This window comes from Patescibacteria group bacterium (assembly GCA_028716045.1).
Taxonomy (GTDB): domain Bacteria; phylum Patescibacteriota; class Patescibacteriia; order JAQUQO01; family JAQUQO01; genus JAQUQO01.
The window spans coordinates 851,294-873,097 of the sequence record JAQUQO010000001.1; the positions used below are offsets into that span (position 1 = coordinate 851,294).

Annotated in this window: 17 protein-coding genes, 1 tRNA gene and 1 other RNA gene; 2 read left to right on the plus strand and 17 right to left on the minus strand. The window is 42.0% G+C overall.

Annotated elements, in window-relative coordinates; translation table 11 throughout:
- Positions 1-20: 20 nt before the first annotated feature.
- The 16 genes from PHG22_04310 to secG form a co-directional block, all read right to left on the minus strand.
- A complete protein-coding gene (locus tag PHG22_04310) occupies positions 21-2,804 on the minus strand; it encodes a DUF4012 domain-containing protein (protein ID MDD5490975.1) in 2,784 nt (927 codons plus the stop codon).
- Positions 2,797-3,930 carry a glycosyltransferase family 1 protein gene (locus PHG22_04315; GenBank protein ID MDD5490976.1) on the minus strand — a complete coding sequence of 378 codons (1,134 nt, stop codon included), beginning with the start codon at positions 3,928-3,930 and terminating at the stop codon, positions 2,797-2,799. The genes PHG22_04310 and PHG22_04315 overlap by 8 nt, the downstream gene beginning before the upstream one ends.
- A gap of 232 nt (positions 3,931-4,162) precedes the next feature.
- Positions 4,163-4,978, minus strand: coding sequence for a hypothetical protein (locus tag PHG22_04320; protein MDD5490977.1), 816 nt, complete (start codon positions 4,976-4,978; stop codon positions 4,163-4,165).
- A gap of 268 nt (positions 4,979-5,246) precedes the next feature.
- The gene (locus PHG22_04325) at positions 5,247-6,392 is read right to left on the minus strand and encodes a glycosyltransferase family 1 protein (protein MDD5490978.1); all 1,146 of its coding nucleotides are present in this window, start codon (positions 6,390-6,392) and stop codon (positions 5,247-5,249) included.
- The gene (locus tag PHG22_04330; GenBank protein MDD5490979.1) at positions 6,380-6,976 is read right to left on the minus strand and encodes a hypothetical protein; all 597 of its coding nucleotides are present in this window, start codon (positions 6,974-6,976) and stop codon (positions 6,380-6,382) included. Before PHG22_04330 ends, PHG22_04325 begins: the two co-directional genes overlap by 13 nt.
- A gap of 4 nt (positions 6,977-6,980) precedes the next feature.
- Positions 6,981-8,084, minus strand: coding sequence for a glycosyltransferase (locus tag PHG22_04335; protein MDD5490980.1), 1,104 nt, complete (start codon positions 8,082-8,084; stop codon positions 6,981-6,983).
- A 106-nt stretch (positions 8,085-8,190) separates the two neighbouring features.
- Positions 8,191-8,559 (minus strand): hypothetical protein, encoded by a 369-nt coding sequence (locus tag PHG22_04340; protein ID MDD5490981.1) that lies wholly within the window; start codon positions 8,557-8,559, stop codon positions 8,191-8,193.
- A gap of 156 nt (positions 8,560-8,715) precedes the next feature.
- Positions 8,716-8,898: a hypothetical protein gene (locus tag PHG22_04345; GenBank protein ID MDD5490982.1), complete on the minus strand. Its 183-nt coding sequence runs from the start codon at positions 8,896-8,898 to the stop codon at positions 8,716-8,718.
- Positions 8,899-9,010: 112 nt separating this feature from the next.
- Positions 9,011-10,414, minus strand: coding sequence for a sugar transferase (locus PHG22_04350; protein ID MDD5490983.1), 1,404 nt, complete (start codon positions 10,412-10,414; stop codon positions 9,011-9,013).
- A 90-nt stretch (positions 10,415-10,504) separates the two neighbouring features.
- Positions 10,505-11,015: RNase P RNA component class A (gene rnpB, locus PHG22_04355), an RNA gene on the minus strand.
- A 63-nt stretch (positions 11,016-11,078) separates the two neighbouring features.
- Positions 11,079-12,071 (minus strand): tryptophan--tRNA ligase, encoded by a 993-nt coding sequence (gene trpS, locus PHG22_04360; GenBank protein ID MDD5490984.1) that lies wholly within the window; start codon positions 12,069-12,071, stop codon positions 11,079-11,081.
- 130 nt (positions 12,072-12,201) lie between these two features.
- Positions 12,202-13,263, minus strand: a complete 1,062-nt coding sequence (locus tag PHG22_04365; protein ID MDD5490985.1) for a radical SAM protein — start codon at positions 13,261-13,263, stop codon at positions 12,202-12,204.
- A gap of 106 nt (positions 13,264-13,369) precedes the next feature.
- Positions 13,370-15,139 (minus strand): ribonuclease J, encoded by a 1,770-nt coding sequence (locus PHG22_04370; protein ID MDD5490986.1) that lies wholly within the window; start codon positions 15,137-15,139, stop codon positions 13,370-13,372.
- A gap of 54 nt (positions 15,140-15,193) precedes the next feature.
- Positions 15,194-15,278 (minus strand) — tRNA-Leu (locus PHG22_04375).
- Positions 15,279-15,444: 166 nt separating this feature from the next.
- Positions 15,445-17,454, minus strand: a complete 2,010-nt coding sequence (locus PHG22_04380; protein ID MDD5490987.1) for a peptide ABC transporter substrate-binding protein — start codon at positions 17,452-17,454, stop codon at positions 15,445-15,447.
- Between the two features lie 24 nt (positions 17,455-17,478).
- Complete coding sequence (gene secG, locus PHG22_04385; GenBank protein ID MDD5490988.1) at positions 17,479-17,697, minus strand: preprotein translocase subunit SecG; 219 nt, start codon at positions 17,695-17,697, stop codon at positions 17,479-17,481.
- Positions 17,698-17,836: 139 nt separating this feature from the next.
- Between secG and PHG22_04390 the strand changes: the two genes are divergently transcribed.
- Positions 17,837-18,547 (plus strand): DsbA family protein, encoded by a 711-nt coding sequence (locus tag PHG22_04390; GenBank protein MDD5490989.1) that lies wholly within the window; start codon positions 17,837-17,839, stop codon positions 18,545-18,547.
- A 43-nt stretch (positions 18,548-18,590) separates the two neighbouring features.
- Here PHG22_04390 and PHG22_04395 read toward each other — a convergent pair whose 3' ends face one another.
- Positions 18,591-18,755, minus strand: a complete 165-nt coding sequence (locus tag PHG22_04395) for a hypothetical protein (GenBank protein ID MDD5490990.1) — start codon at positions 18,753-18,755, stop codon at positions 18,591-18,593.
- 172 nt (positions 18,756-18,927) lie between these two features.
- On the opposite strand from PHG22_04395, the gene uvrA reads away from it, so the two are divergent.
- On the plus strand, positions 18,928-21,780 hold the full coding sequence (uvrA, locus tag PHG22_04400; GenBank protein MDD5490991.1) for an excinuclease ABC subunit UvrA: 2,853 nt from the start codon (positions 18,928-18,930) through the stop codon (positions 21,778-21,780).
- The last annotated feature ends 24 nt before the right edge of the window (positions 21,781-21,804 follow it).

Genomic DNA, 21,804 nt, shown 5'->3' on the forward strand with positions numbered 1-21,804 from the left:
TTTATAAGTAGCGATAAAAATTATTTTTGGAGAATAAAGGCAGTCACCCGGTCGGTGGAGAGCGGGAAGGAAGCTTTCCAAATATCATCCGCCGCCACCTGCAAAGCGTGAGGATATTTCCAGAACATTTTCAAATTATTCGGAAGTTTTATGGTTTGGGAAAAATGTCCGTTAGTGCCAGCCTGTTTTTGGATAAGCAGCGTGTAGAGATATTTTTCCGCTTTACTATCTTTTAAAAAGCTCAAAAAACTTTTATTTTGTCCTTTACTTTTCAAAACAAACGGCAGGCGATATTTAAAAGTAAGAGAACGAGAGTGCCCGGGCTTAACCTGAAGCCAATTGGCAAAAGCCGTCTTGCCAAATTCGGTCGTTATTTCCGTCCCCGTCGCCTTATCGATTGCTGCGGGCCCGATAATTTTTTGGAGATCTGGGTCGGAAATTAAATTATCAGCCGGCTTTTCAAAAAGTTCATTTTCCGGTTTACTTTGCCCTTCTACCGCTAAAAGCTCACTGCCTTGCGGCACGTATATTTTTAAATAATCTATATTTTTAGTTCCGACAAATTCCTCCCCCTCTGCCCCGCGATGCGTTTTAGTAATTTTCACCGTATTAATTATTTCTCCGTTTTTGTTTATCTCCGTGGAGAGTGAAATTTCTTCATCAATGACGCGGTCGCTTTTACCTCCCGCGATATTGGTGTGAACTACCGCTAAATAGTCGCAGGGAGCGGTTTGTAGGCTTCCGCTCCAGCCCAAATTATCTACAAGTTTTTCCAATTGCGGTTCGTTAAAATACAGCTGAATGTCTTTCTCGTCCAGCGCTTCATTAATTATTCGCAGCATACGAAGATATTGCCCCTGATCGCTTTGCAGAATTTTTTCTAACAGTTCGCCGGTTAAATCGCCGATAATTTTTTTAGATTTAGCGGTTTCGGCGAATTTTTTTTCGGCCTCTTTTTGGGCGATTCGCCAGAAATTTCCGCTGTTAATGGTCGCGCCATATTCTGACTCCATACTAATGGGTCCAGTAATCTCCAGAAGTTTTTCCACTACTGACGGCGTAATAGCGATTACTCCGTCAATCGTCGGGCCGCCGCTTTTTTCGTAGAACCACATCATTTTTTGAGCGGAAGTTGGAAAGTCAGCAAACCAATTGGAGTCCTGAAATTGCCAGCGCGTGTTAACAAGATGCAACGGTTCCGGCGCCAAAACAAATTCTTTCAATCCGCCATTCATATCATAGGTCCCGCCCCCGGGGATTTTCAGTTTTTTTATTTCTCCACGGTCAAGGTCTAAAAGAGCAAAACTGCCTAAAAACCCGCCGGTCGGGCGAAGTTCGGCGTTATTTTGAAAAAATATCAAATATCTTTTTCCTTCTTCGTGCCCCAAAACGCGGAGCAGGGCGTCGGAAAATTTGGTGAAATTTTTAATGTTGACGATTAAAAGGGGTAATGATTTTTGAGTAAGTTTAAAAGTTTCGCGGTACTCCAATGGTATAGTTTCACTTTTAATTTCAGAGATATTAAGGCCGGCTTCTTCGAGGAGCGGCAAGGATTTTTTAATAGAACTATCCAGCAAACTAAGTTTTTGAGTAAGATGTAGGCCGGGTTTTTTTTCTAAAGAAGAAAAAACATTGGTTAGAATTTTCCCGGCGGCCGCGATGTTTTCTCCGGCTTTGATGAGTTTAGCCCCGGCAGTTATTTGGTTATCAACCGGTAAGATGTTAGCCATGGCGTTAAGAGCGGAGTTTAAACCGCCAAGTTCCTGCCGGACGGTTTCAAAATTTTTAAGAGCCAGCGCAAATTCTTCCCCCGCTTGCCCGGGATTTTTAAAACTTTCATTTTTACCTCCTTCAAGATGCGCCAAGGCCTCGGAGCTGATGCCTAAAATTTTTCCTTTAGTTTCTTTTAAAGATTCGTAATAAGCGATGCCTCGGAGCGGCAGAACAATCATTATTCCCAAAAGGCAGAAAGAGATTAGTTTTCTTCCCCATCCTTCCGGCGGGACAATTTCCAGCGCCAGCAGGCGGTTATTAATTTGTTTAAAGAACCAGGCGCAGAAAATAAACGGCGCAGCGATAATTCCGCCGATAATTTTTAGAATACTGCCGGCAGTTGCCAGATATCCCCTGGCGTTTTTTTTAACCGCCGGGGGAAAGAAAAAATTTCCTAAAAAACGGAACGCGGCGGTTAGGGTTTTAGCCAAATAAATAAAGCCGCGGAAAATTTTATAAAACCCTAGTCCGACAAGTTCAAATAAATTAACAATAAGAAGTTCTTTTTTGATTGGTTCTTCCCAAGTTTTCAGATGGTCCTTAGTCACGGAGGCGGCCGGCAATTTAATTTTTGGCCAAAAAATTCCCTTTTTATTCAGGTTGCCTGTTAACGGGGAAGCATTTTTACTAAGTAGCGGCTGTTCGGCGGAAGAAGTTTTTTTCAAATCAATAATATATGGGGATTTTTTGTGAAGATAAGAATTGTCGCGGATTATTTTGATTTCCGTTTTTACCGTTGGTTTAGTTGTGTAGCCGCGCGGCGGGGTTTCTTTTTTTTCGGAAACAAAGTTTAGGGCTTTGGTAATCGGCAGGTTATAGAGAGTTTTCCGAGGGGAGATTCTAAGTGATTTAATGGTTTGATATTTTTTTAATTTTTTTTCCGCCCAAAGCAAGGCTTCTTCAAGAGTTTGTCTTTTGGGAGCTGTTTCCTTTTTACTAAGTTTATTTAATTTTAGAGCCTTCCTCTTTTTTGCCAGCAAGGTTTTTCTTTTAATTTTCTTTGGGCTTTTTTGTTTTTTAGTTTTAGCCATGAAATTGGTTTTTGAGGCTATTATAGGCGATTAAAGTTTTGTGCGCTGTTTCCCGCCAGCTGTACTTTTTTATTTGTTCAAATCCTTTTTTCTTTAAGTCGGCGCGGAACCCTTCGTCTTTTAGAGCGCGGGTTATCACTTCCGCAGTATTTTCCAGATTTTGAGGGTCAAAGTAAACGGCCGCTTCGCCCAGCACTTCGGGCAGGGATGAGGTCTTGGCGGCCGCTACCGGCAGGCCGTAAATCATGGCTTCCAGCGGAGGCAGGCCAAAACCTTCAAACATAGAGGGGAAAACATATAACTGGGCGTGGCGATAAAGGTCGGCGAGAATGGCTTCCGGCGCAAAACCGAAAAAGATAACGTCGGGGTCATTATTTCCTTTTTCTAATCTTTCATAGAAATAATCTTTTTTGCCGACCAATACCAATTGTAGATTATCGTTAAACCCACCCTTTATTTTTTTGAAAATTTGGATTAAGAGTTCCAGATTTTTGTGAGGATAGGCATTGCCGACGTAAAGTAAAAATGGTTTGGATATTCCACATTCGCCAAGAAATTTTTTTTCCGGCATTTTCAGCTGGCCGTGTTCCACCCCGTCGCAGGCGCAGTAAGTGACGATAATTTTTTCCGCCGGAACTTTAAAATGTTTTAGAATATCCTGCTTGGTAAATTCCGAAACGGCAAAAATTTTTTCTGCTTTGTTTACCGCCCGTCTAATCACTTTTTTATAGACCCAGTATTTTATTTTATAAAACAGCGGCGAAAGAGTGGTGGCCCGCACGGTGGGGAAGCGATAAAGAATCAGGTCATGGATGGTGACAACGAACGGCCGGTTATAAAAAATCGGAATGTTGAAATGAGGAAAGTGCATCAGGTCAACTTGGGCGCGGCGGATGACGCGGGGCATCAGCAATTGTTCCGCCATGGTGTACCAGCGGTAATCGGCCAGAACTTTTTTAAAGCGAGGATTGCTCGGCTGGTAAGAATTCCAGTTTTCTTTTCGTAAAAAAATAACATATTGGTTTTCTTGGTCAAGACGTTCCAAATTTTCAATCAGCCGCTCGGTGTAGCGCCCGAGGCCTTTGCCGACTGGACCAAAAAATCTAGCATCAATTCCTATTTTCATAGGGTTATTATAGCACAAATGTTAAAATCGTTAAAGCTGTTCGGTCGTACTAGGCGTCAGTTTAGAATGACACGTTAAAATGTGGCGAACATATTATTCCCCTCCTTAGACAAGCCTGCCTGCGGTTCGACTGAGCTCACCGAAGTCCGGCAGACAGGGTGGTTGAATTTTTGTTTTTTTAAAATAAAAACGGCGTCTGATTTCAGACGCCGGTAGTTTTTTGAGGAATTTTTTAGCTGGCCGGGGTGAGGTGGAATTTGAACAGCCGCTTGGAAATAATCTCGTAATTGACTATTCCAAACCCTGCTCCAAAGATTCCGCCGCAGATGACGAGAAAGATAAAAGTCGCGGTAGTAAGCGGGGCAAGGTTTAAGCTTAAGAAATAGGCAATCATTGTCCCTAACCCCGCGTCCACTCCGCAGAGCAGCCGTTCGTTAGAATGGATGAGTTTGAAGAGGGTCCAGGGGAATTTTACTGCAAATTTTAATACGCCGATAATTATGGCAGAGGATAAAACCAAAGTACCCTGAAGTAAGAATATTATTCTCCGCCCCGACATTCGGACAATTTTACCGTAAGGGAGTGAGAAAATGTCATTTATGTTTATTTTATCCCCACTTTCAGACGCCACAAGAAGCATTGTGACAATAAATAGGGCAAACCCACAAAGGAGAGAAAGGAAGATGAAGAGGAAAGTTATAACCGGAATTCCTTCTGGGATTATCGGGTTTGACGTAAAAGATGGGAGAAATGTTAAAGTAGTGAAAAAGACAGAGCTATAAAATAACCCCAAGAAGAAAGCCGGCCGTTCCTCGAAAAAAAATTCCTTTAGTTCCATAAATATTGGGGAGAATATTTTTTTAGCTGTCATCTCCCACGCTTCCGGTATAGCCGCCAGCACTGCGCGGAATTCGTAAGCAAGGTACCCGGCGGCAAAGCCGGCGAATACTCCCAGCCACCAAAACATGGGGGCGACAAGCAGTGCCACGATTGTGCCAATCACTCCGCCGATAAAGCAGGCCAAGCCAATCTTATAAGTTTTTCTCATTTTTCGTTCCTTTCTTATGTTGTTTAATTTTCAATTTACGTTATTTTAACCTTAAAATAGTTATTTTCAAGGATTTTTTATTGTATATTTTTTATGAAAATTTGTCAAGGGCTATATAGTTTATTTATGGATTTAATAAGTCATCGTAAAAACACCTCTCTGCCTCTCCCTTTTTCAAAGGGAGAGAACGCGCTAAATTTTTTTATCCCCCCTTGAAAAAGGGGGTGCTCCGATCCCGAGGACTCGGGATCGGAGCGGGGGATTTTAGCTATTGTAAATTTTTTAATATTTCTTCCCCGCATTTTCCCCACGAGTATCTTTTTACCAATTCTCGCCCCCGTTCTATTAATTTATTTTTTAGCCCCTCATCAGTTAAGATTTGTTCCATGGCTCCAGCGATTTCGTTGGTATTATAAGGGTCAACGAGAAGAGCGGCGTCACCTAAAATTTCCCCAACCGAAGAGCCCAGAGAAGCAACTACCGGCGTGCCGGCGGCCATGGCCTCCAGCGGAGGGAAACCGAAGCCTTCATAAAAACTGGGGAAAATAAAAAGTTCCGCGGCGGCATAGAATGTCGGTTTATCATCTTCGGCTACGTAATTGATAAACCGGATTTTATCCGCCACCGGACTTTGCTTAGCCGCCCGATAAATATCTTCGTAGAGCCAACCGCGGGGACCGGCGAGAATTAACTGGCAACCGGCAACTGGCAACCGGCAATTGATTAATTTTTCAAAGGCCGTAATGATGCCAATAATGTTTTTTCTCGGTTCCAAGGTTCCGAGATATAAAATGAATTTATCAGGCAAATTATACTTTGTTTTTATCGTTTCAAGTTTCAAGTTGTGAGTTTCAAGCTGCGAGTTTGTCCCGGGATAAACAACCGTGACTTTTTCTTCGGATAAACCCAGAGTTTTTATCAAATCGTTTTTAGTATTTTCCGAAACGGCAATCAGCCGGTCGAAAGTTCGGCAGAGTTTAGGGGTATTTATTAATTTATGCCACAGTCGGCGTTTTAGAGAAAAAAAATCCGGATAAAGCAAGGGCGACAGGTCGTGGACCGTGAGAATTTTTTTAATATTTTTAGATAGAGCGATAAATTGCCAGTTGGGCATCCAAAAAACATCCGCTTTGATATGAAATTTTTTGCCGACCATTTTGTCCACCTTCGGCCAGCCTAAAAATCTCATGGTCAGGTTCAGAATTTTATTGGGGTAACGAAAGCCGCAATAAAAAACATCGGAGCGATTGAATTTCGGCAAATCGGCGGGGGATTTAAAAGAATTATAAAAAAGAAAGTATTTATTTTTTTGGTCGCGCTCCAAGACGCTGCGTAAAGTGTTTTCCGTATAAACGGAAACGCCGGTGCGGTGGCGTTCCATCAATGGCCTGATATCCACGATTACATTTGCCATAGTGAGCGATAATTTAAAAAGTGAGCGATAAAAACCCCCGTCCCCAGACCGAAAAATAATCCGATAAGAATAGCGGCTGATATTTTTCTCTCTATTGGAACAATGGTTAATTCTCCGGCCGAGACGTTGAATGATTTTGCTTCGGGCAAACCGGACATTTTTCCCGTTAGGGTTGTTTTTAAGCTGTCGCCGAGTTTGCGGAGCGTTGTTTCATTCGTCCCGGAAAATTTTATCACAATATTTTGCGGGGCATATCTTCTGGCGCGGAACATTTTTATTAAGACCGTTGAATTTTGGGGAGTGGCAATTCCTGCCCGTTGATAAATGTCCTCTACAATCTCGGGCGTGATAGTCAAACTCATCAGGGTGTCGCCGAGGAGTTCGGCCGATTTACTTTCATCATAAGCGTCGTGCGGAGCTTCAACATTTTGATTTTTGGAAGTAATAAAAAAAGCCAGGGAGGCCTCTTGCTTCTCGGCTGGCAAATAAGCGACAAAAAAACCGGCGAGCATTCCCAAAATAGCGCCGGCAACAATTATCCACAAATGGCTTTTGATAATTTGCCAATGGGCCCGGAGTTCCATAAAATTAAATTATTTTTTGTTCCAAAGATGACTGAACAAAATTTCTGATTTTAGTTTTAAAATTTTCCGTGTCAAATTGTTCGGCGTATTTTTTGATTTGTTCCGGATTATATTTTTCCGGCTGGAAGCGGATGATTTTATCTCCGAGTTCTTCCCAGATTTGTTCGTCAAAAAATTCTCCGCTCAATCCCGGGACCACGGTTTCCAGCGCTCCGCCAGCCTTGTAGGCGATTACCGGCCGGCCGGAAGCCATGGCCTCCACCGCCGTGATGCCGAAATCTTCTTCCTGTGGGTGGAGATAAGCCAGACATTGGGAGTAAAGCTCGCGAAGCTCATCAAAAGAAACCGCGCCCAAAAATTTTATATTGGGTTTGGCGCGTTCCTTTAATTTCTCAAAATCGCGTCCCTCGCCGAAAATTTTTAAAGGAAGTCCGAGGCGATTGAAGGCCTCAATAATAACATCAAAACGTTTGTAGGGGACAAGGCGCCCGCCGGCCAGATAATAATTGCCGATATTTTTAGAAATGTAGAATTTTTTTGTTTCCACCGGAGGATGGATGACCTCGCTGGGTTTATTGTAGTATTTTTGGATTCGTTGTCGGACAGTCTCCGAATTGGCGATAAATTTATCCACGCGGTCGGCCGCTAATCTGTCCCAGGACCGCAGCCGATTTAAAACTATGGGCATGGCTTTTTTGACGAGCCGATTATAAGAAAGTTCCTCTATATATTTATGAGTGTCACTCCAGAGGTAGCGCGTGGGAGTATGGCAATAGCAGACGTGGAGAGTGCGCGGTTGGGTAATGACGCCCTTGGCCAAAGCCGAGGAGCTGGAAAGCACTACGTCGTAGTCGGCTAAATTGTAGCTTTCGGTGGCGGCAGGCATCAGCGGCAGCAGCCATTGGTATTTGGTTTTAGCGCCGGGGATATTTTGCAAAAAAGAAGTCCGGATATCTTTGGCGGCAAAATCCTGGCCCACGGTTTTGGGGTTGTAAATTAAAGTAAAAATCGGCGCCGCGGGAAAAATTTCATGCAATACCCGTAGCACTTTTTCCGCCCCGCCCTCTTGAGTTAGGTGATCGTGGACCAACGCTATTTTTAAAGCCATAATTGAAGAGTGTGTAGTTTGATATAGTATAACATTATTAGAGTTTAGTCAAAAATAAAAAACCGTCTCGAGTGTTCGGGACGGTTTAAATTGTGGATTTTGTTTTTTATTGAGTTCGAAATCCGAGGCGTTTAACCAGGGAGATAATCATTTGTTTCATTTCCGGAGGAGCGACAAATTGTTCAAGAAAAATTATTTCCCCGGAATATCTCACCAGATAACGATGATAACCTCCCCAACCGTAGATAGCATTTTCTTTATTCACCGAAATTCCCCCGTATTTGTCAGCAACATTTTTTAGTTCAGGATTTTGAGCGACAACTTCTTCCCACCTCTTTTTGAAAGCGGAGAAAGAACAATCGCCCAAAGCTTCTTGAATTCCGGGAGTCCCATATTCCGCACCTTCAACTTGGCACATTTTAGAAAGAGCGTTGGGTTCAAAAATAAATACCGGCATTTTATTAGATCCCTCCATTTAGTTTTGGTTGTAAACTATACAAGTTTATATATTATTCTAAGTTAGAAGATTTGTCAAGATTAAATATATTTTACGGTTTTGTTTACTGTTTAGTCAAAAATAAAAAACCGCCGGATTGAGTGGCGGTTTTGAGTTCAGATTTGGAGGTATTTTTTATTCCCCCTCATCTTCCCCCTCGTGTTGGGAGTCGGAAGTTTCGTTTTTTTCCGATTCCGGGCAAAACGGATCAAACGGTCCGCAGGCGTCTCTATTGGCTCGGCGGAGGCGTTCTCTGAGCTTCTTTGCCTCCTCTTGCGCTTCTTCAAAACTTTGTTCGCTCGGTAATTTTTTTGGCATTTTTTACCTATCTGTTAAATGTTCGTGAAAATAACAACTTTTAAAATTAACATTATATAATAACACAAATTACAAATTTTGTCAAGCCCCCGAGATGAACCCGCGCCAGGCCTTACGCCGCACCCCTTTTTTTAGTCACCGCCAGGGGAGTTTTGAGCAAAATAATTATATCCAAAATTAAAGACCATTCTTCTATATATAAAGTATCTAAACGAACCTCATCTTCAAAACTTAAATCGCTGCGGCCGCTCACTTGAGCCATACCGGTCATACCCGGTTTTATATCCAAGACCCTTTTATGACCTTTTTGATATTTAGCCACTTCTTCAATCTCGTGGGGTCGCGGCCCGACCAGACTCATCCGGCCGATAAAGACATTAAAAAGTTCGGCCAGCTCATCTAAACTCCAGCGGCGGATAAATCTGCCGACGCGAGTAATGCGCGGGTCATTTTTAAATTTTTTAAGCGGCGTGCCGGCCCGGACATCTTGGTATTTTTCTTTAAATTCTTCGCTATAACGCATCCAATGAGTGCCGTGTTTCATGGAGCGGAATTTGAAATATTTAAAAGACCGGCCTTTTTCTCCGACTCTTTCATAGGAAAAAAATATCGGACCGGGAGAATCTAATTTAATAGCAATGGCCATGAGAAGCATCAGGGGAGAAAGAATTATAATCAGCGCTCCGGAAATTATAATGTCAAAAATTCTTTTTATTATTTTCCCCCAGCCGTCCAGCGGCGTCTTTTTCAGCTCAATCACCGGAATGCCGGCAATGGGCGCTACTTCAATGTTGGTGGCTTGAGTTTTGTGGATATCGGCGGCATAGCGAAAAGCGTAATGGTGTTCATTGGCGTAATCAATAAGAGCCCAGTTTTCTTCTTGGGGCAGATTGGGGTCGGCTTGAATTATTTCATCAATGCCGAATTTTTCAGCGATTTTTTCCATCTGTTTTTGCGAGGCCTCCTCAAAATTTTTTAAATGTTCCACCACGCGGAATCCTAATTTTTTATTCTGATATAACTCCCCGGCGATGATATCAGAGGTGGCATCGCCGCCGACAATGACCACCCGATGGACTCCGTAGCCCCTTTTAAAAAATTGCTGCTGAATGATTTTTATAATTATTCTTCCCGCCCCCACAAAAAGTATTCCGAGCACCCAAGTGGCGATAATAATAAAGCGCGAAGAAAAAAGTTCGCGTTTAAAGAAGAAAGCTAAAATAATAATGAGCACCGCCGTGGAAGAAGCCAGGAATAATTTACTTAATTCTTGCCTGAATTTTCTGGTGGCGGTCATGGCATAGAGGCCAGCCACGGCAAAACAAATAATCCAGATGATGCCGATGACCAAAGCGATATTTAAAAAATTTAAAAAAGGCAATTCATAAATTACCGGCCTTAGTTCGCTGACCGTTTCTCCAAAGCGCAGATGATAAGCGGCGAGCGCCGCCAAAATTATCATTAAATAATCCAGGGGGACTAAGGCAATAGAAAATAAAACTTCAGACCTTTTCATAAGATACGATTTACAAAATTAAGTGGCGGTTATATGTAAATTATTTATATTATATCACAAATCCCGGGCTTTAACCCGGGATTTGTGTCGATTGTAAGCAATCCTGTAAGCCGAATTTTGTACCGATTTTGTTGTTTTCGCAGACAAAATCAGCGATAATCATCTATCTGGTTCCGATATTGCTATCGGAATCAAGCGAGCTACTTTTAATCCTGCCGCTCACAGGCGACGGGACTTTGCTCTTGCGCCGGACAGGGTTTGCCGCTGCACCTTGTCACCAAGGGCAGAATAGAGTGGCCTGACGACCTCTCTATACTTTTCACCTTTGTCCTGTCACTCGTGAGTGACGGGATAGTATTGTCTCTGTGGCACTTTCCCTGGGCTTAGGAAACAACGCAAACATCTCGAGAATGTTTAGGTTATTTCTTGCTCCCGGTTGCCGTTAGCAACTGTCCTTTTGACGGCGTTCGGACTTTCCTCCCCCACGCCCTTCAGCTTTTAGTTATATAATTTATTACTTGTATTTTACTTTTTAAGACATAAAGATTTACATCTAGCTGCAAAAGCTGAAAGGTGTGGGGGCGATTATCCGGATTACTTATAAAAGAGCCAATTAATGGCTCCTTTATAATAGCATATTAAAGAGTTATTGTCAAGATTTTATTTATAGCAAACCGATTATTTCTTTAACTTCCCCTATGGTTTTTTGCGCTATTTTTTGAGCTGTCTGCCGTCCGTCGGCCAAAATTTCCTCCACGTATTTTTTATTTTTTTGGAGTTCGGCTCTTCTGGCGCGGAAGGGGGCAAGATAATCGGCAATAGCTTTGGCCACGGCGGTCTTCATCTCACCGTATTTGACATTATGTGTGGCCACTTGCGTTTTGAAATGTTTTATAACCTCCTCTTTGCCAAAATATGTCAAGAGGTTCAAAAGATTTTTCCCTCCGGCTGGCAATTCTTTTTCATCTCCCGTTCCCGTCGGCGCCTTTTTGATTTTATTCAAAATAGTTTCCGGCTCATCGTGGATAGAAATATAAGTTTTTTCCCCGTCGCTTTTACTCATTTTTTTCTCCGGTTCGATTAAACTCATAATCTTGGCCGTTTCGGTCAGATAACCGGCGGGTTCCTCAAAATAATTTACTTTAAAGCGATTATTAAACCAGCGAGCGGCGTCTTTGGCGAGTTCTAAATGCTGGGTTTGGTCTTGTCCGACGGGAACCAGGTTAGCGTGATAAAGTAAAATATCGGCGGCTTGAAGAATGGGGTAGGTGAGTAGTCCGGTATTGATATTTTTAATATTTTTTTGAGCCTTGTCTTTATATTGAGTCATTCTTTCTAGCTCTCCGATCGGGGTAAGGGAATTAAATATCCAAGCCAACTCGGTGCATTCGGGAATTTGCGATTGGATGAAAATGGTTGATTTTTCCGGGTCAACGCCCGCCGCCAGATAATCCAAAACCAAATCTAAAATTTGGTTCTTTTTTTCTTTGGGGTCATAAGCAACGGTAATGGAGTGATAATCAGCCACGAAGAAAAAACATTTATATTTTTTTTGGAGCTCCACCCAATTTTTAAGCGCGCCTAAATAGTTGCCGATGTGCAGGTCGCCGGTCGGCTGCATTCCCGAAAGGACAATTTTTTTAGTATCTTTATTCATATTATTTTAGTTTAGCAAAAAATTTAGAGAAAGAAAAGTAGTAGTGTGATATGCCCTCGCTCCCTTTAAAACCGAAGCCGCGACATCGATGTCGCGGCTACAAACAACTTTTAATGCCAGAAGTAATTCCTTACAACTTATCCAAAACTTTTTGATATAAACTACATGGTATGACCACGTCGTCTTTTGGTGGGCATTTACAATTGAATATGCCCTTCCTGACTTTATAATTTTGGCTCCTCTCCCAAATATCTTTTAATTTTTCTTTTTTTACATTTCCTTCTATTTCTGTGAAGCCCGGGCAGCCAACAACATTACCATTGGCAGTCACATATAGCCCACAGGCAATTTGGTTACAAGGATGAATACCGGGCATGCAAGAAATACCCTCTCTTTTGATTTGCTCAATTGTTTGTATCCCATTCTCTATGTTCCAAGAGTAAATCTTTATAAATAAATCGTACTTTTGTTTTTCTGATAAATCATACCGTTTTAGAAATTCTTTATCAATTTGTTTTCCGCTTGTCATAAGAAAATTAGGAATAAGATATATATTCCTTCGGCGAGCGTAAACATAGAGATCAAAAATTTCATCGTAATTTTCCTTGGTGATTGGTCCTAATTCAAGAGCCAGCCTAGTGGGGTTTGATTTTGTAAAACCAGCATTTACTAAATTTATTAGAGCCTGATTTCTAACGAAAGAATGATTTTTTATGTTCCCCACCAATCCATCTTGTTTATCTGTGTCAAAAGATTGAAAACTGAGCATAAAACTAACTTTCAATTTGGAGAGTTCGTTACACAATTCTTGTGCCGACTTAATTCCGTAAGCACGATAGAATTTTTTGGCTTCTTCATCATTTCCCAAAACTTGCCCTTTTGTAAATACTGCTACCCCAATATTTCTTTCGGTCATGTCTTGAAGAAATTTTAAAAAATTACTATTTTGTGTAGGTTCTCCGGCGCCGCAAATTTTAATGCTTTGTAGCCCCAATTCCCTAGCTTCATCTATTACACTAATTAATTCATCATAAGTTAGATCTCCCTTCAGGGTGTCATCAATAACATTTCTTTTTCTAAAACAAGCAGGGCAATTTAAAGAACAGAACCTGCCGAAATCTATGTCTAGCATTAAAAGTTTGCCTTTGTTTTTTTGAATTTGTTTTTCCGGGAAAAATCCGAAATATTCCATAGTATTTTGGAAATTTTGGGGAAATTTACTCGGGAATATTTCCGGTATTTTTGGAATTATTTTGAGCACAATAATTTTTTTAAAGAATTGGGCTTATTCCGTCTAACTATACCTCTATGATTACCGGCAAAATCATCGGCCGGCGTTCGGTTTTCATAAAGAGAAATTGTCCGATGTCATTACGAAGTTTATTTTTCAGGTCGGAACTTTGAGCGGCAGTTCGGGGGTCTTTATCGTCAAGTATTTTTTTGGCTTTGCGGCGGGTTTCTTCAACCAATCGTTTATTTTCTTTCATATAAATAAAACCCCGAGAAATAATATCCGGATTGCCGACTAAGCGTCCGGTTTTGGCTTCAATGGTGGCGATAATCACGAGCATACCGCTTTCAGACATCACTTGCCGGTCACGCAGTACGATATTGGAAATATCCCCGATTCCCAGTCCGTCCACAAAGACGTAGTCGGTATTGGCCTTGCGTTCGTAAATTTTTACTTTATTATTTTTGAGTTCAAAAACACTGCCGTCGTCCAAAACGAAAACATTGTTTTTATTATAGCCCAAACCATAGGCGATATTTGCCGCTTCCTTGAGAAAATAATGGTTGGCATACACCGGCAGAAAATAGGTCGGTTTAATTTCCCTGATCATTTCTTTGATGTCCGCCGCCGTGCTGTGTCCCGAAGAGTGGACATCCATAATATCAGAATGGATAACGTGGTCGCTTAAGCGATAAAGATTGTCTTTGAGTCGTTGGATTGTTCTTTCATTGCCGGGAATAACCGAAGAAGAAAAAACAATGGTGTCCTGCTTTTGGATTTTGATATTTTTATGAGCGCCGCGGATGATGCGCGATAAAACCGCGTGGCTTTCTCCTTGCGCGCCGGTGCAAATGACAATAATTTTATTATCCGGATAATTATTGATTTGCTCTATGTTAATTAAAGTCCCTTTGCCGATTTTAATGTAGCCGAGTTTTTGGGCTATTTCTACGTTAGCTTTCATGCTATAACCGTCCAAAGCAACCTTTTTGTTAATTTGCGTCGCGTATTCCAAAATTTGTTTAATTCTTTCCACTTGAGAAGCAAAGGTGGCAATAATAATTCTGCCCGGCGCTCCGGAAATAAGCTTCTTCAAATTTTCGTACATAATTTTTTCCGGCACTCTTTCCCTGGAAGAAGTAGCCCCCAAACTTTCCAGCATCAGAATTGAGGGTTTTGGCGTTTTGGTTAAATAATTGTAGGTAATTTTTTCTCCGTGGATCGGATTTTGTTCCATGGTCCAGTCGCCCGGGTGAATAACAGTGCCCGCCGGAGTTTCAATTGTCACGCCCATGGCATCCATTATAGAGTGTTCCACGCGGAAGAATCCGACGCGGAAAGAACCCAGAGCGATTTTTTGTTCAAAATTTTTAACCGCGATAGTTTTCAGCCGGCCCGAACTGCCTTTTTTATAATCCTCTTGGCGGTGCTTTATCATGGCTAAAGTCAGGTCGCGGCCGATAATAGTCGGGTTGCCGATTTGTTCCAAAAGTATGGGGGCGGCGCCGATATGGTCTAAATGACCATGGCTGAAGATTACTCCCCGAACATTTTTTTCTTTACCTTTGAGGTAGGAAATGTTGGGAATAATATAATCAATTCCCGGCATATCTTCCTCGGGGAACTGGATGCCCATGTCTAAAATGACAATATCATTGCCATATTCAAAGACGGTCATATTACGGCCGACTTCTTCGTTGCCGCCCAAAATGATGATGTTTAATTTTTTTCCGTCGTCGTTTAATTTTTTTGCCCCATCGCCATAATGATAAGGACGAGCCGGGCGTCTTTTCATTCGGCGCTCGCTCGGATTTTGTTTTTTGTATTTGTAATACATAGCTCGTTTTAATTTTTAAAAGATAACGCTCAGCGTTAGAAGATAAATAAAATGTGCCGATGGTGGGAGTTGAACCCACATCCCGCTAAGCGGGACAGCGCCCTGAACGCTGCGTGTCTACCAATTCCACCACATCGGCCTTTCGGTTCGCTCCGCTCACTCAAGACCTGATTAATATTAAACGTCATTTTTTCTAAATAATCTTGAGCGAAGGGAATGAGTCGAAAGATTCCACCACCTCGGCCCTTTAACACCGGCAGGCGGGTTTGCCGGATTTCTGTGGCCTTAGCTTTGATTGTCTTTAATTAAAAGTTTAAATTTTTTTTGGTTTTTATGTACCACTTCTCTATCTTAGCGAAACGGTCAGAGGGTATAGTCAAACGATTAGCAACTATTCCTTTAATTTTTTTATCCATGACATACGTATAGGTCGGGGAATAAAGGAAAATAGCCGGCAGTTCTTTGCTCATAATATCCTGAAACTCTTTGTATTTTTTGCTACGCTCTTCGGTGTTGATAGTTTGCCGGGCGTCTTCTAAAAGTTCGTCAATGTGGCGATTGACAAAAATGGCTAAATTGAGTCCGGGGTGAGAATTTTGTGAAGAATGCCAGAAAGGATAGGGGTCGGGGTCGGAACCGACGATTTCCGAATATAATAAAATTTCGTAATCTCTGTTTTTAATTGTTTCGCGGCGGATATCGGCGGGCGGAACAATAATCAGATTAACTTTAATGCCAATTTCCTGCCAGTAATTTTTTATCAGTTCCGCGGCTTTGACATTTTCCGCTTGGTTGACGGTGGTTAAATTTAAAGCTAAGATTTCCCCGCTTTTTTTCCGGAAAAAGTTTTGACCCTTGTCAATTTCGTTGTTAATTTTTTCACTGATAATTTCAGCGGGATCTTTAGTTTCCGGATTATTTTCCACCGCCGGTAAATTGTTTTCCCCCGCAGCGGCAGCCGGAGGGGTGCTCGTTGGTTGTTTGGCTTTTTCTTCCTCAAGTTTTTTCAGTTCTTCGGCCAGGCGATTATTTATATAATCTTCAATAGGTAGGATTTCCCATTTTAATTCGTCAAGAATTTTATTAGCCTCGGATAAATTAAGGTCATATTTTTCCGTTTCATTGGTATAGCCAAGATAGCCCGGGAGAATGGGCCCGTCAATTACTACTCCTTCCCCGCCCAGTATTTCTTCTAAAATTTTCTGCCGGTCCAAACTCAGAGCCAGCGCTTTCCTTAAATTTTTATCCTTAAGGACATCCTTTTTTGACTGATTGAAAAAAAGAGCGGTGTATTGAGGTATTTGTAGGGAATAATAGACCAGACCTTTGTTTTTTTCCACCACAGATTTCAATTCCCGGGGCAGAAAATTTACACCTTCGGTATTTTTATTGCGCAAGGCCTCAACGGCGCTGTTAAAATCAGGATAAAATTTGAAGTTAATTTTTTCTATAAAGGGTCGTCCCAAATAATAATTTTCGTTGCGCGATAGACGATAGGATTTTATGTTGCCCAGCCGATCTTTGGTCAAGCTTTCAAATCTAAAGGGGCCAGACCCTATTGGTTTTAGGTTGTATTCCGCCAAGTGAATGTTGGCCGGGGGAATCTCGCCCCAAATATGCCTTGGCAAGATGCCAAAAGTAAGAATTTCAATGAACGGTGCGTAAGGTTCTTCAAGAGAAAAAGAAATCTTATAGTCATCAATTTTAGAAACAGTTACTCCGCGAAAGCTCGGCGCGAGCGGACTGCGATATTCTGGGTCTTTAATGCTTTCCACCGTAAAAATAACATCATCGGCGGTAAAGGGGGCGCCATCATGCCACAAAACATTTTGTTTAAGATAAACAGTATAAACTTTTTGGTCCGCGGTTATTTCCCATTTTTCCGCCAGATCCAAAACTATTTCCTGGTTCTCGTTGTATTGCAGTAAGCTGGAAAAAATTAAACGGCTCAAATCGCGGTCAACCTCGCTGGTTTGCGCCAACACCGGATTAAGGTAGCGCGGTGTTCCCACTAAACCCTCAGTATATTCGCCCCCGTAGGAAGGGGAATAGGTCACCCGCTCCTTGTAAGTCATCCAGCCCAAAATTCCTAAGGCCAGTACCGCTGTTGCCAAAACAATTTTTATCAGTAAATTTTCAGTGGGGCCGAGAAATTTAGGAAGGTGTTTTAGCTGTTTAAAACTGGGAATACGCGATTTTGACAAAGACAAAACCAGCTTTTTGTCTAAATCCGCTTGTTTGACAAAAGGCCGAGGATTGTTATTTTTTTGGACTTCGTCATTTTTGGAACGACGAAAAAAATCTTGAAATTTCACAGCAGATTTAAATTAGCTCCGCCGTTATTTTTGGAGCACCAGCAAGAGAAGGGCTGTTCCTAAAAAGAGTATGGAGAAGATTATAGTTGAAATAAAAAGAGATTTCTCGATTCCTCTTTTGGTCCGGTAAACATTGCTTTCTCCCCCAAAAGCTGAACCCAGGCCAGTCCCTCGGCGCTGTAATAAAATCACAATCATCAGCAGAACGGCGATAACGATTTGTAGAATAGTTAGATATTTCATAGTATTTAAGAGTTTACCATCGGATTAGATAAATGTCAAGCGCTTTTATGGCGAAACTCATTTTGGCCGTTTTTTTAGGCCTTTATTTTCTAACCGTTATTTTAATGATATACTATTTATGTAGAAAACACAAAACATCATGGCCTTGAGCAAAAAGATAGTAAAATTTTTTTTAATTATTCTTTTATCCCTACTGATATTAGCCGGGTTATTTTTTACGGGGATTTTTTATTTTAAATCGTTGAATGACGATTTAAAATCAGGGGAAAATATTCCTTCGGCGCCGAGCGAGCTGTTTAATCCTCAATTATTATCTTTACGCTCTCAATTGGAAACCGCTGATGACCCGCGTTTAGGGCCGGACGATGCGCCAATTACTATTGTGCAGTTTATGGATTTCCGCTGTCCGGTTTGCGCCGAGGCCTTTCCAGTTTTGCGGGAGCTTAGTTATTTATATAAAGATAAGGTTAAATTTATTTTGCGTGATTATCCTTTAAAAGCCGAGGAGTCGTTAAATTTTGCTTTAGCCGGAAATTGCGCTCTGGAACAAAAAAAGTTTTGGCCGTTTCACGATAAGATGTTCCAGTATAAAGATAAGATTACTTTGGAAAATTTGTCTCAATACACCGAGCAGGCGGGCCTTAATAAAGAAAATTTTAGCGCCTGTCTAAATTCGGAAAGATATAAGAAAGAAGTTTATGACGATATTGCCGATGCCCAAGCGCTGGGAGTAAAGGGCACGCCCACTTGGTTTATTAATGGCTATAAATTTGAAGGAGCCGTCCCATTGGAACAATTTAAGGAAATTATCGGCGGCGTGTTGGAGAGAATGGAGACAGGCAGCAAATAGGCAAGATAATTTTTTATAAAAAGAAAAAGCCACTAGTTATTAGCTAGTGGCTTTTATGTCGCCGGTTATTTTTTTTCCAAGGATTACTTTGCCAAGGAATAAACCCGCGGTGCTTTAATTCCCCCTTCCTTTCCATTTTGCGGATTATCTCCACATAGTCCTCAACCATTAAAACTGTTTTAGGATTTTTAGGTTTTTTTGCTCCCATTTTTTCCTCCCACCTTAGGTTTGTTTCTGTAAAGGCGCTGTTTGTATTTTACCGCCAAGGGAGTGCGTTGTCAAACTAGATGCCCAGCAATTTTATATTTTAACCCACCCCTTGACCGTCTCTTGATTTTATCTTATACTTACTATTAATTAATTTACTTATCCACATCCTCATGCCGCAGGAAAAAATAATCATCAAGGGCGCGCGAGTCCATAATTTAAAGAATATCAACGTCAATATTCCTAAAAATAAACTCGTGGTGATAACCGGTCTTTCCGGTTCGGGCAAATCCTCGCTGGCTTTTGATACTATTTATGCCGAAGGCCAGCGCCGTTACGTGGAATCGCTTTCTTCTTACGCCCGCCAGTTTTTAGGAGTAATGGACAAGCCGGATGTTGATAAAATTGAAGGATTGTCCCCGGCTATTGCCATTGACCAGCGGTCTTCTTCCACCAACCCCCGTTCCACGGTCGGGACCATGACGGAAATTTATGATTATTTGAGATTGCTTTACGCCCGCGCCGGCCGTCCCCATTGCCCGAAGTGCGGCAAGCTGGTGGCTAAGCAGACGGCTAACCAAATTGTTCAAAAGATTTTAACTCTTCCCTCCAATCAGGATATTTTAGTCCTTTCGCCGGTTATTCGCGATGTTAAGGGCGACCAGCACGGGACCATTAAAGAAATTAAAAAAGCCAATTATAAAAATATCAGGATTGACGGAGAATTTTTAAGCGTGGAGGAAGCGGAAAATCTCCATTTTGATAAAAACAGCAAACATACCATAGAGGTCGTAGTCGGGGGATTTAATACCACTGACATAGATTGGGAAAAATTGCCCAAAGTGATTGACGCCGCCCTAGACCTTGGCAACGGATTTATTTCCGTTTATCTGCCGGACAACAAAGAGAATATCACCATGAGTGAATTTTTTGTTTGTCCGGAGTGCGATATTTATTTGCCGGAAATTGAGCCGCGGCTTTTTTCTTTTAACTCTCCCAATGGGGCTTGCGCCAGCTGTTCCGGCCTTGGCACCACACTGGAAGTCATACCTGATTTAGTCATACCCAATAAAAAGCTGACTTTAAATGAAGGAGCGATTAAGCCCTGGACGCGCATTTCGGGGAATCAAAGCTCGCAGAATAAACTGCTGAAAGAAGTGGCTAAAAAACACGGTTTTACCCTCTCCAAGCCGATAGAAAAATTAAAAAAATCGGAAGTGGATGTTATTTTACATGGAACCGGCGAGGAAATTTATAACGTGGATGGGGAGGAAATGAAATTTGAGGGTGTAGTAAATTATTTAGCCCAAAAATATCGTGAAACCGACTCCGATTATATCCGCAAAGAAATTGAAAATTACATGCAAATTAAGATTTGTAAAACCTGCGACGGCAAAAGGTTGCGGCCTGAAGCTTTAGCGGTGACTGTCGGAGGATATTCCATTAATGATTTGGTGCGTTTTGATATCGGGAAATTAATTTCCTTTTTTAAGGAATTAACCGGCGTTTCCAAAAAATCGGAGTTTAATATAAAGAAGGAAGAAACCCTGTCGGTTTCCGAAAAAAAGATTTCCGACCTTTTAATCAGGGAGGCGTTGGTGCGCTTGCAACATTTGGCCAATGTCGGCTTAGTTTATTTGAATCTTGACCGTCCTACCACCACCCTTTCCGGCGGAGAGGCCCAGCGCATTCGTCTGGCCACTCAAATCGGTTCGGATCTCTCGGGCGTAATTTATATTTTAGACGAACCGTCAATCGGTTTGCATCAGCGCGATAATGATAAGCTGATAGAAACTTTGCGCGAACTGCAAAAGATCGGCAACACGGTGATTGTGGTGGAGCATGATAAATCAATGATGGAGGCGGCGGACGAAATCATTGATATCGGCCCCGGCGCGGGAGAATACGGCGGGCACATTGTCGCCCAAGGCTCTCCGGCGGAGATAAAAAAAGACAAGAGTTCGCTCACCGGCAAATATCTAAGCGGGAAATCAAAAATAGAATTACCCAAAGAGTATCGCCGGGGCAGTAATAAATTTTTAATTATTGAAGGAGCTTCGGAATTTAATTTAAAAAATATCACCGCCAAGATTCCTTTGGGGAAACTGGTTTGCCTTACCGGCGTTTCCGGTTCTGGCAAATCAACTTTGATGACTGAAATTTTAGCCAAGGCCTTGGCTAAAAAGTTTTATCGCGCCAAAGATGAGCCGGGCAAACACAAAGCAATTAAGGGCATGGAAAATATAGATAAGGTTATTACCATTGACCAGTCGCCCATCGGCCGTACCCCGCGCTCCAATCCCGCGACTTATACCGGTGTGTTTACTTACATCCGTGATTTATTTACGCTGACGCCGGAGGCCAAGATGCGCGGTTATGATGCCGGCAAGTTCAGTTTTAATGTCCGCGGGGGGAGATGTGAATCCTGCGGCGGCGACGGCTTTGTCAGAATTGAGATGCAGTTTCTGCCCGATGTTTATGTGGAGTGCGAAATTTGTCATGGCAAACGCTATACGGCCGAAGCGCTGGAAATTCATTATAAGGGGAAAAATATCGCTGGTGTTTTGGAGATGACCGTGGAAGAGGCGAGGAAATTTTTTTCCGATATTGAAATCATTAAGGATAAATTAAATATCCTCTGCGAAGTGGGGCTGGGTTATATCAAGCTCGGCCAGCCGGCGCCCACTCTTTCCGGCGGTGAAGCGCAAAGAGTGAAATTGGCGACTGAATTGTCCCGCCGCGCCACCGGCAAGACGCTTTATATTTTAGACGAGCCGACCACCGGCCTTCATTTTGAGGATATCAAGAAATTATTGATTGTCTTAAACCAATTGGTTGACAAAGGAAATACGGTTTTGATTATTGAACATAATTTAGATGTGGTAAAATGCGCTGACTGGGTTATTGATATGGGGCCGGAAGGGGGAGACGCGGGCGGATATATCGTGGCCGAAGGAACGCCTAAAGACGTGGTTAAAGTTAAAAAAAGTTTTACGGGAGAATATTTAAAAAAGTTTTTAAAATAGTGTTAAAATTGCCAATTAATAAAA

Excerpts from the sequence above, each read along its gene's own strand:
- PHG22_04325 (MDD5490978.1), bottom strand. The coding sequence starts at position 6,392 with ATGGCAAATGTAATCGTGGATATCAGGCCATTGATGGAACGCCACCGC.
- PHG22_04390 (MDD5490989.1), top strand. The coding sequence starts at position 17,837 with ATGGCCTTGAGCAAAAAGATAGTAAAATTTTTTTTAATTATTCTTTTA.
- PHG22_04310 (MDD5490975.1), bottom strand. The coding sequence starts at position 2,804 with ATGGCTAAAACTAAAAAACAAAAAAGCCCAAAGAAAATTAAAAGAAAA.
- PHG22_04320 (MDD5490977.1), bottom strand. The coding sequence starts at position 4,978 with ATGAGAAAAACTTATAAGATTGGCTTGGCCTGCTTTATCGGCGGAGTG.
- PHG22_04370 (MDD5490986.1), bottom strand. The coding sequence starts at position 15,139 with ATGTATTACAAATACAAAAAACAAAATCCGAGCGAGCGCCGAATGAAA.
- PHG22_04350 (MDD5490983.1), bottom strand. The coding sequence starts at position 10,414 with ATGAAAAGGTCTGAAGTTTTATTTTCTATTGCCTTAGTCCCCCTGGAT.
- secG (MDD5490988.1), bottom strand. The coding sequence starts at position 17,697 with ATGAAATATCTAACTATTCTACAAATCGTTATCGCCGTTCTGCTGATG.
- PHG22_04330 (MDD5490979.1), bottom strand. The coding sequence starts at position 6,976 with ATGGAACTCCGGGCCCATTGGCAAATTATCAAAAGCCATTTGTGGATA.
- PHG22_04365 (MDD5490985.1), bottom strand. The coding sequence starts at position 13,263 with ATGGAATATTTCGGATTTTTCCCGGAAAAACAAATTCAAAAAAACAAA.
- trpS (MDD5490984.1), bottom strand. The coding sequence starts at position 12,071 with ATGAATAAAGATACTAAAAAAATTGTCCTTTCGGGAATGCAGCCGACC.
- PHG22_04315 (MDD5490976.1), bottom strand. The coding sequence starts at position 3,930 with ATGAAAATAGGAATTGATGCTAGATTTTTTGGTCCAGTCGGCAAAGGC.
- PHG22_04335 (MDD5490980.1), bottom strand. The coding sequence starts at position 8,084 with ATGGCTTTAAAAATAGCGTTGGTCCACGATCACCTAACTCAAGAGGGC.
- uvrA (MDD5490991.1), top strand. The coding sequence starts at position 18,928 with ATGCCGCAGGAAAAAATAATCATCAAGGGCGCGCGAGTCCATAATTTA.
- PHG22_04395 (MDD5490990.1), bottom strand. The coding sequence starts at position 18,755 with ATGGGAGCAAAAAAACCTAAAAATCCTAAAACAGTTTTAATGGTTGAG.
- PHG22_04340 (MDD5490981.1), bottom strand. The coding sequence starts at position 8,559 with ATGGAGGGATCTAATAAAATGCCGGTATTTATTTTTGAACCCAACGCT.
- PHG22_04345 (MDD5490982.1), bottom strand. The coding sequence starts at position 8,898 with ATGCCAAAAAAATTACCGAGCGAACAAAGTTTTGAAGAAGCGCAAGAG.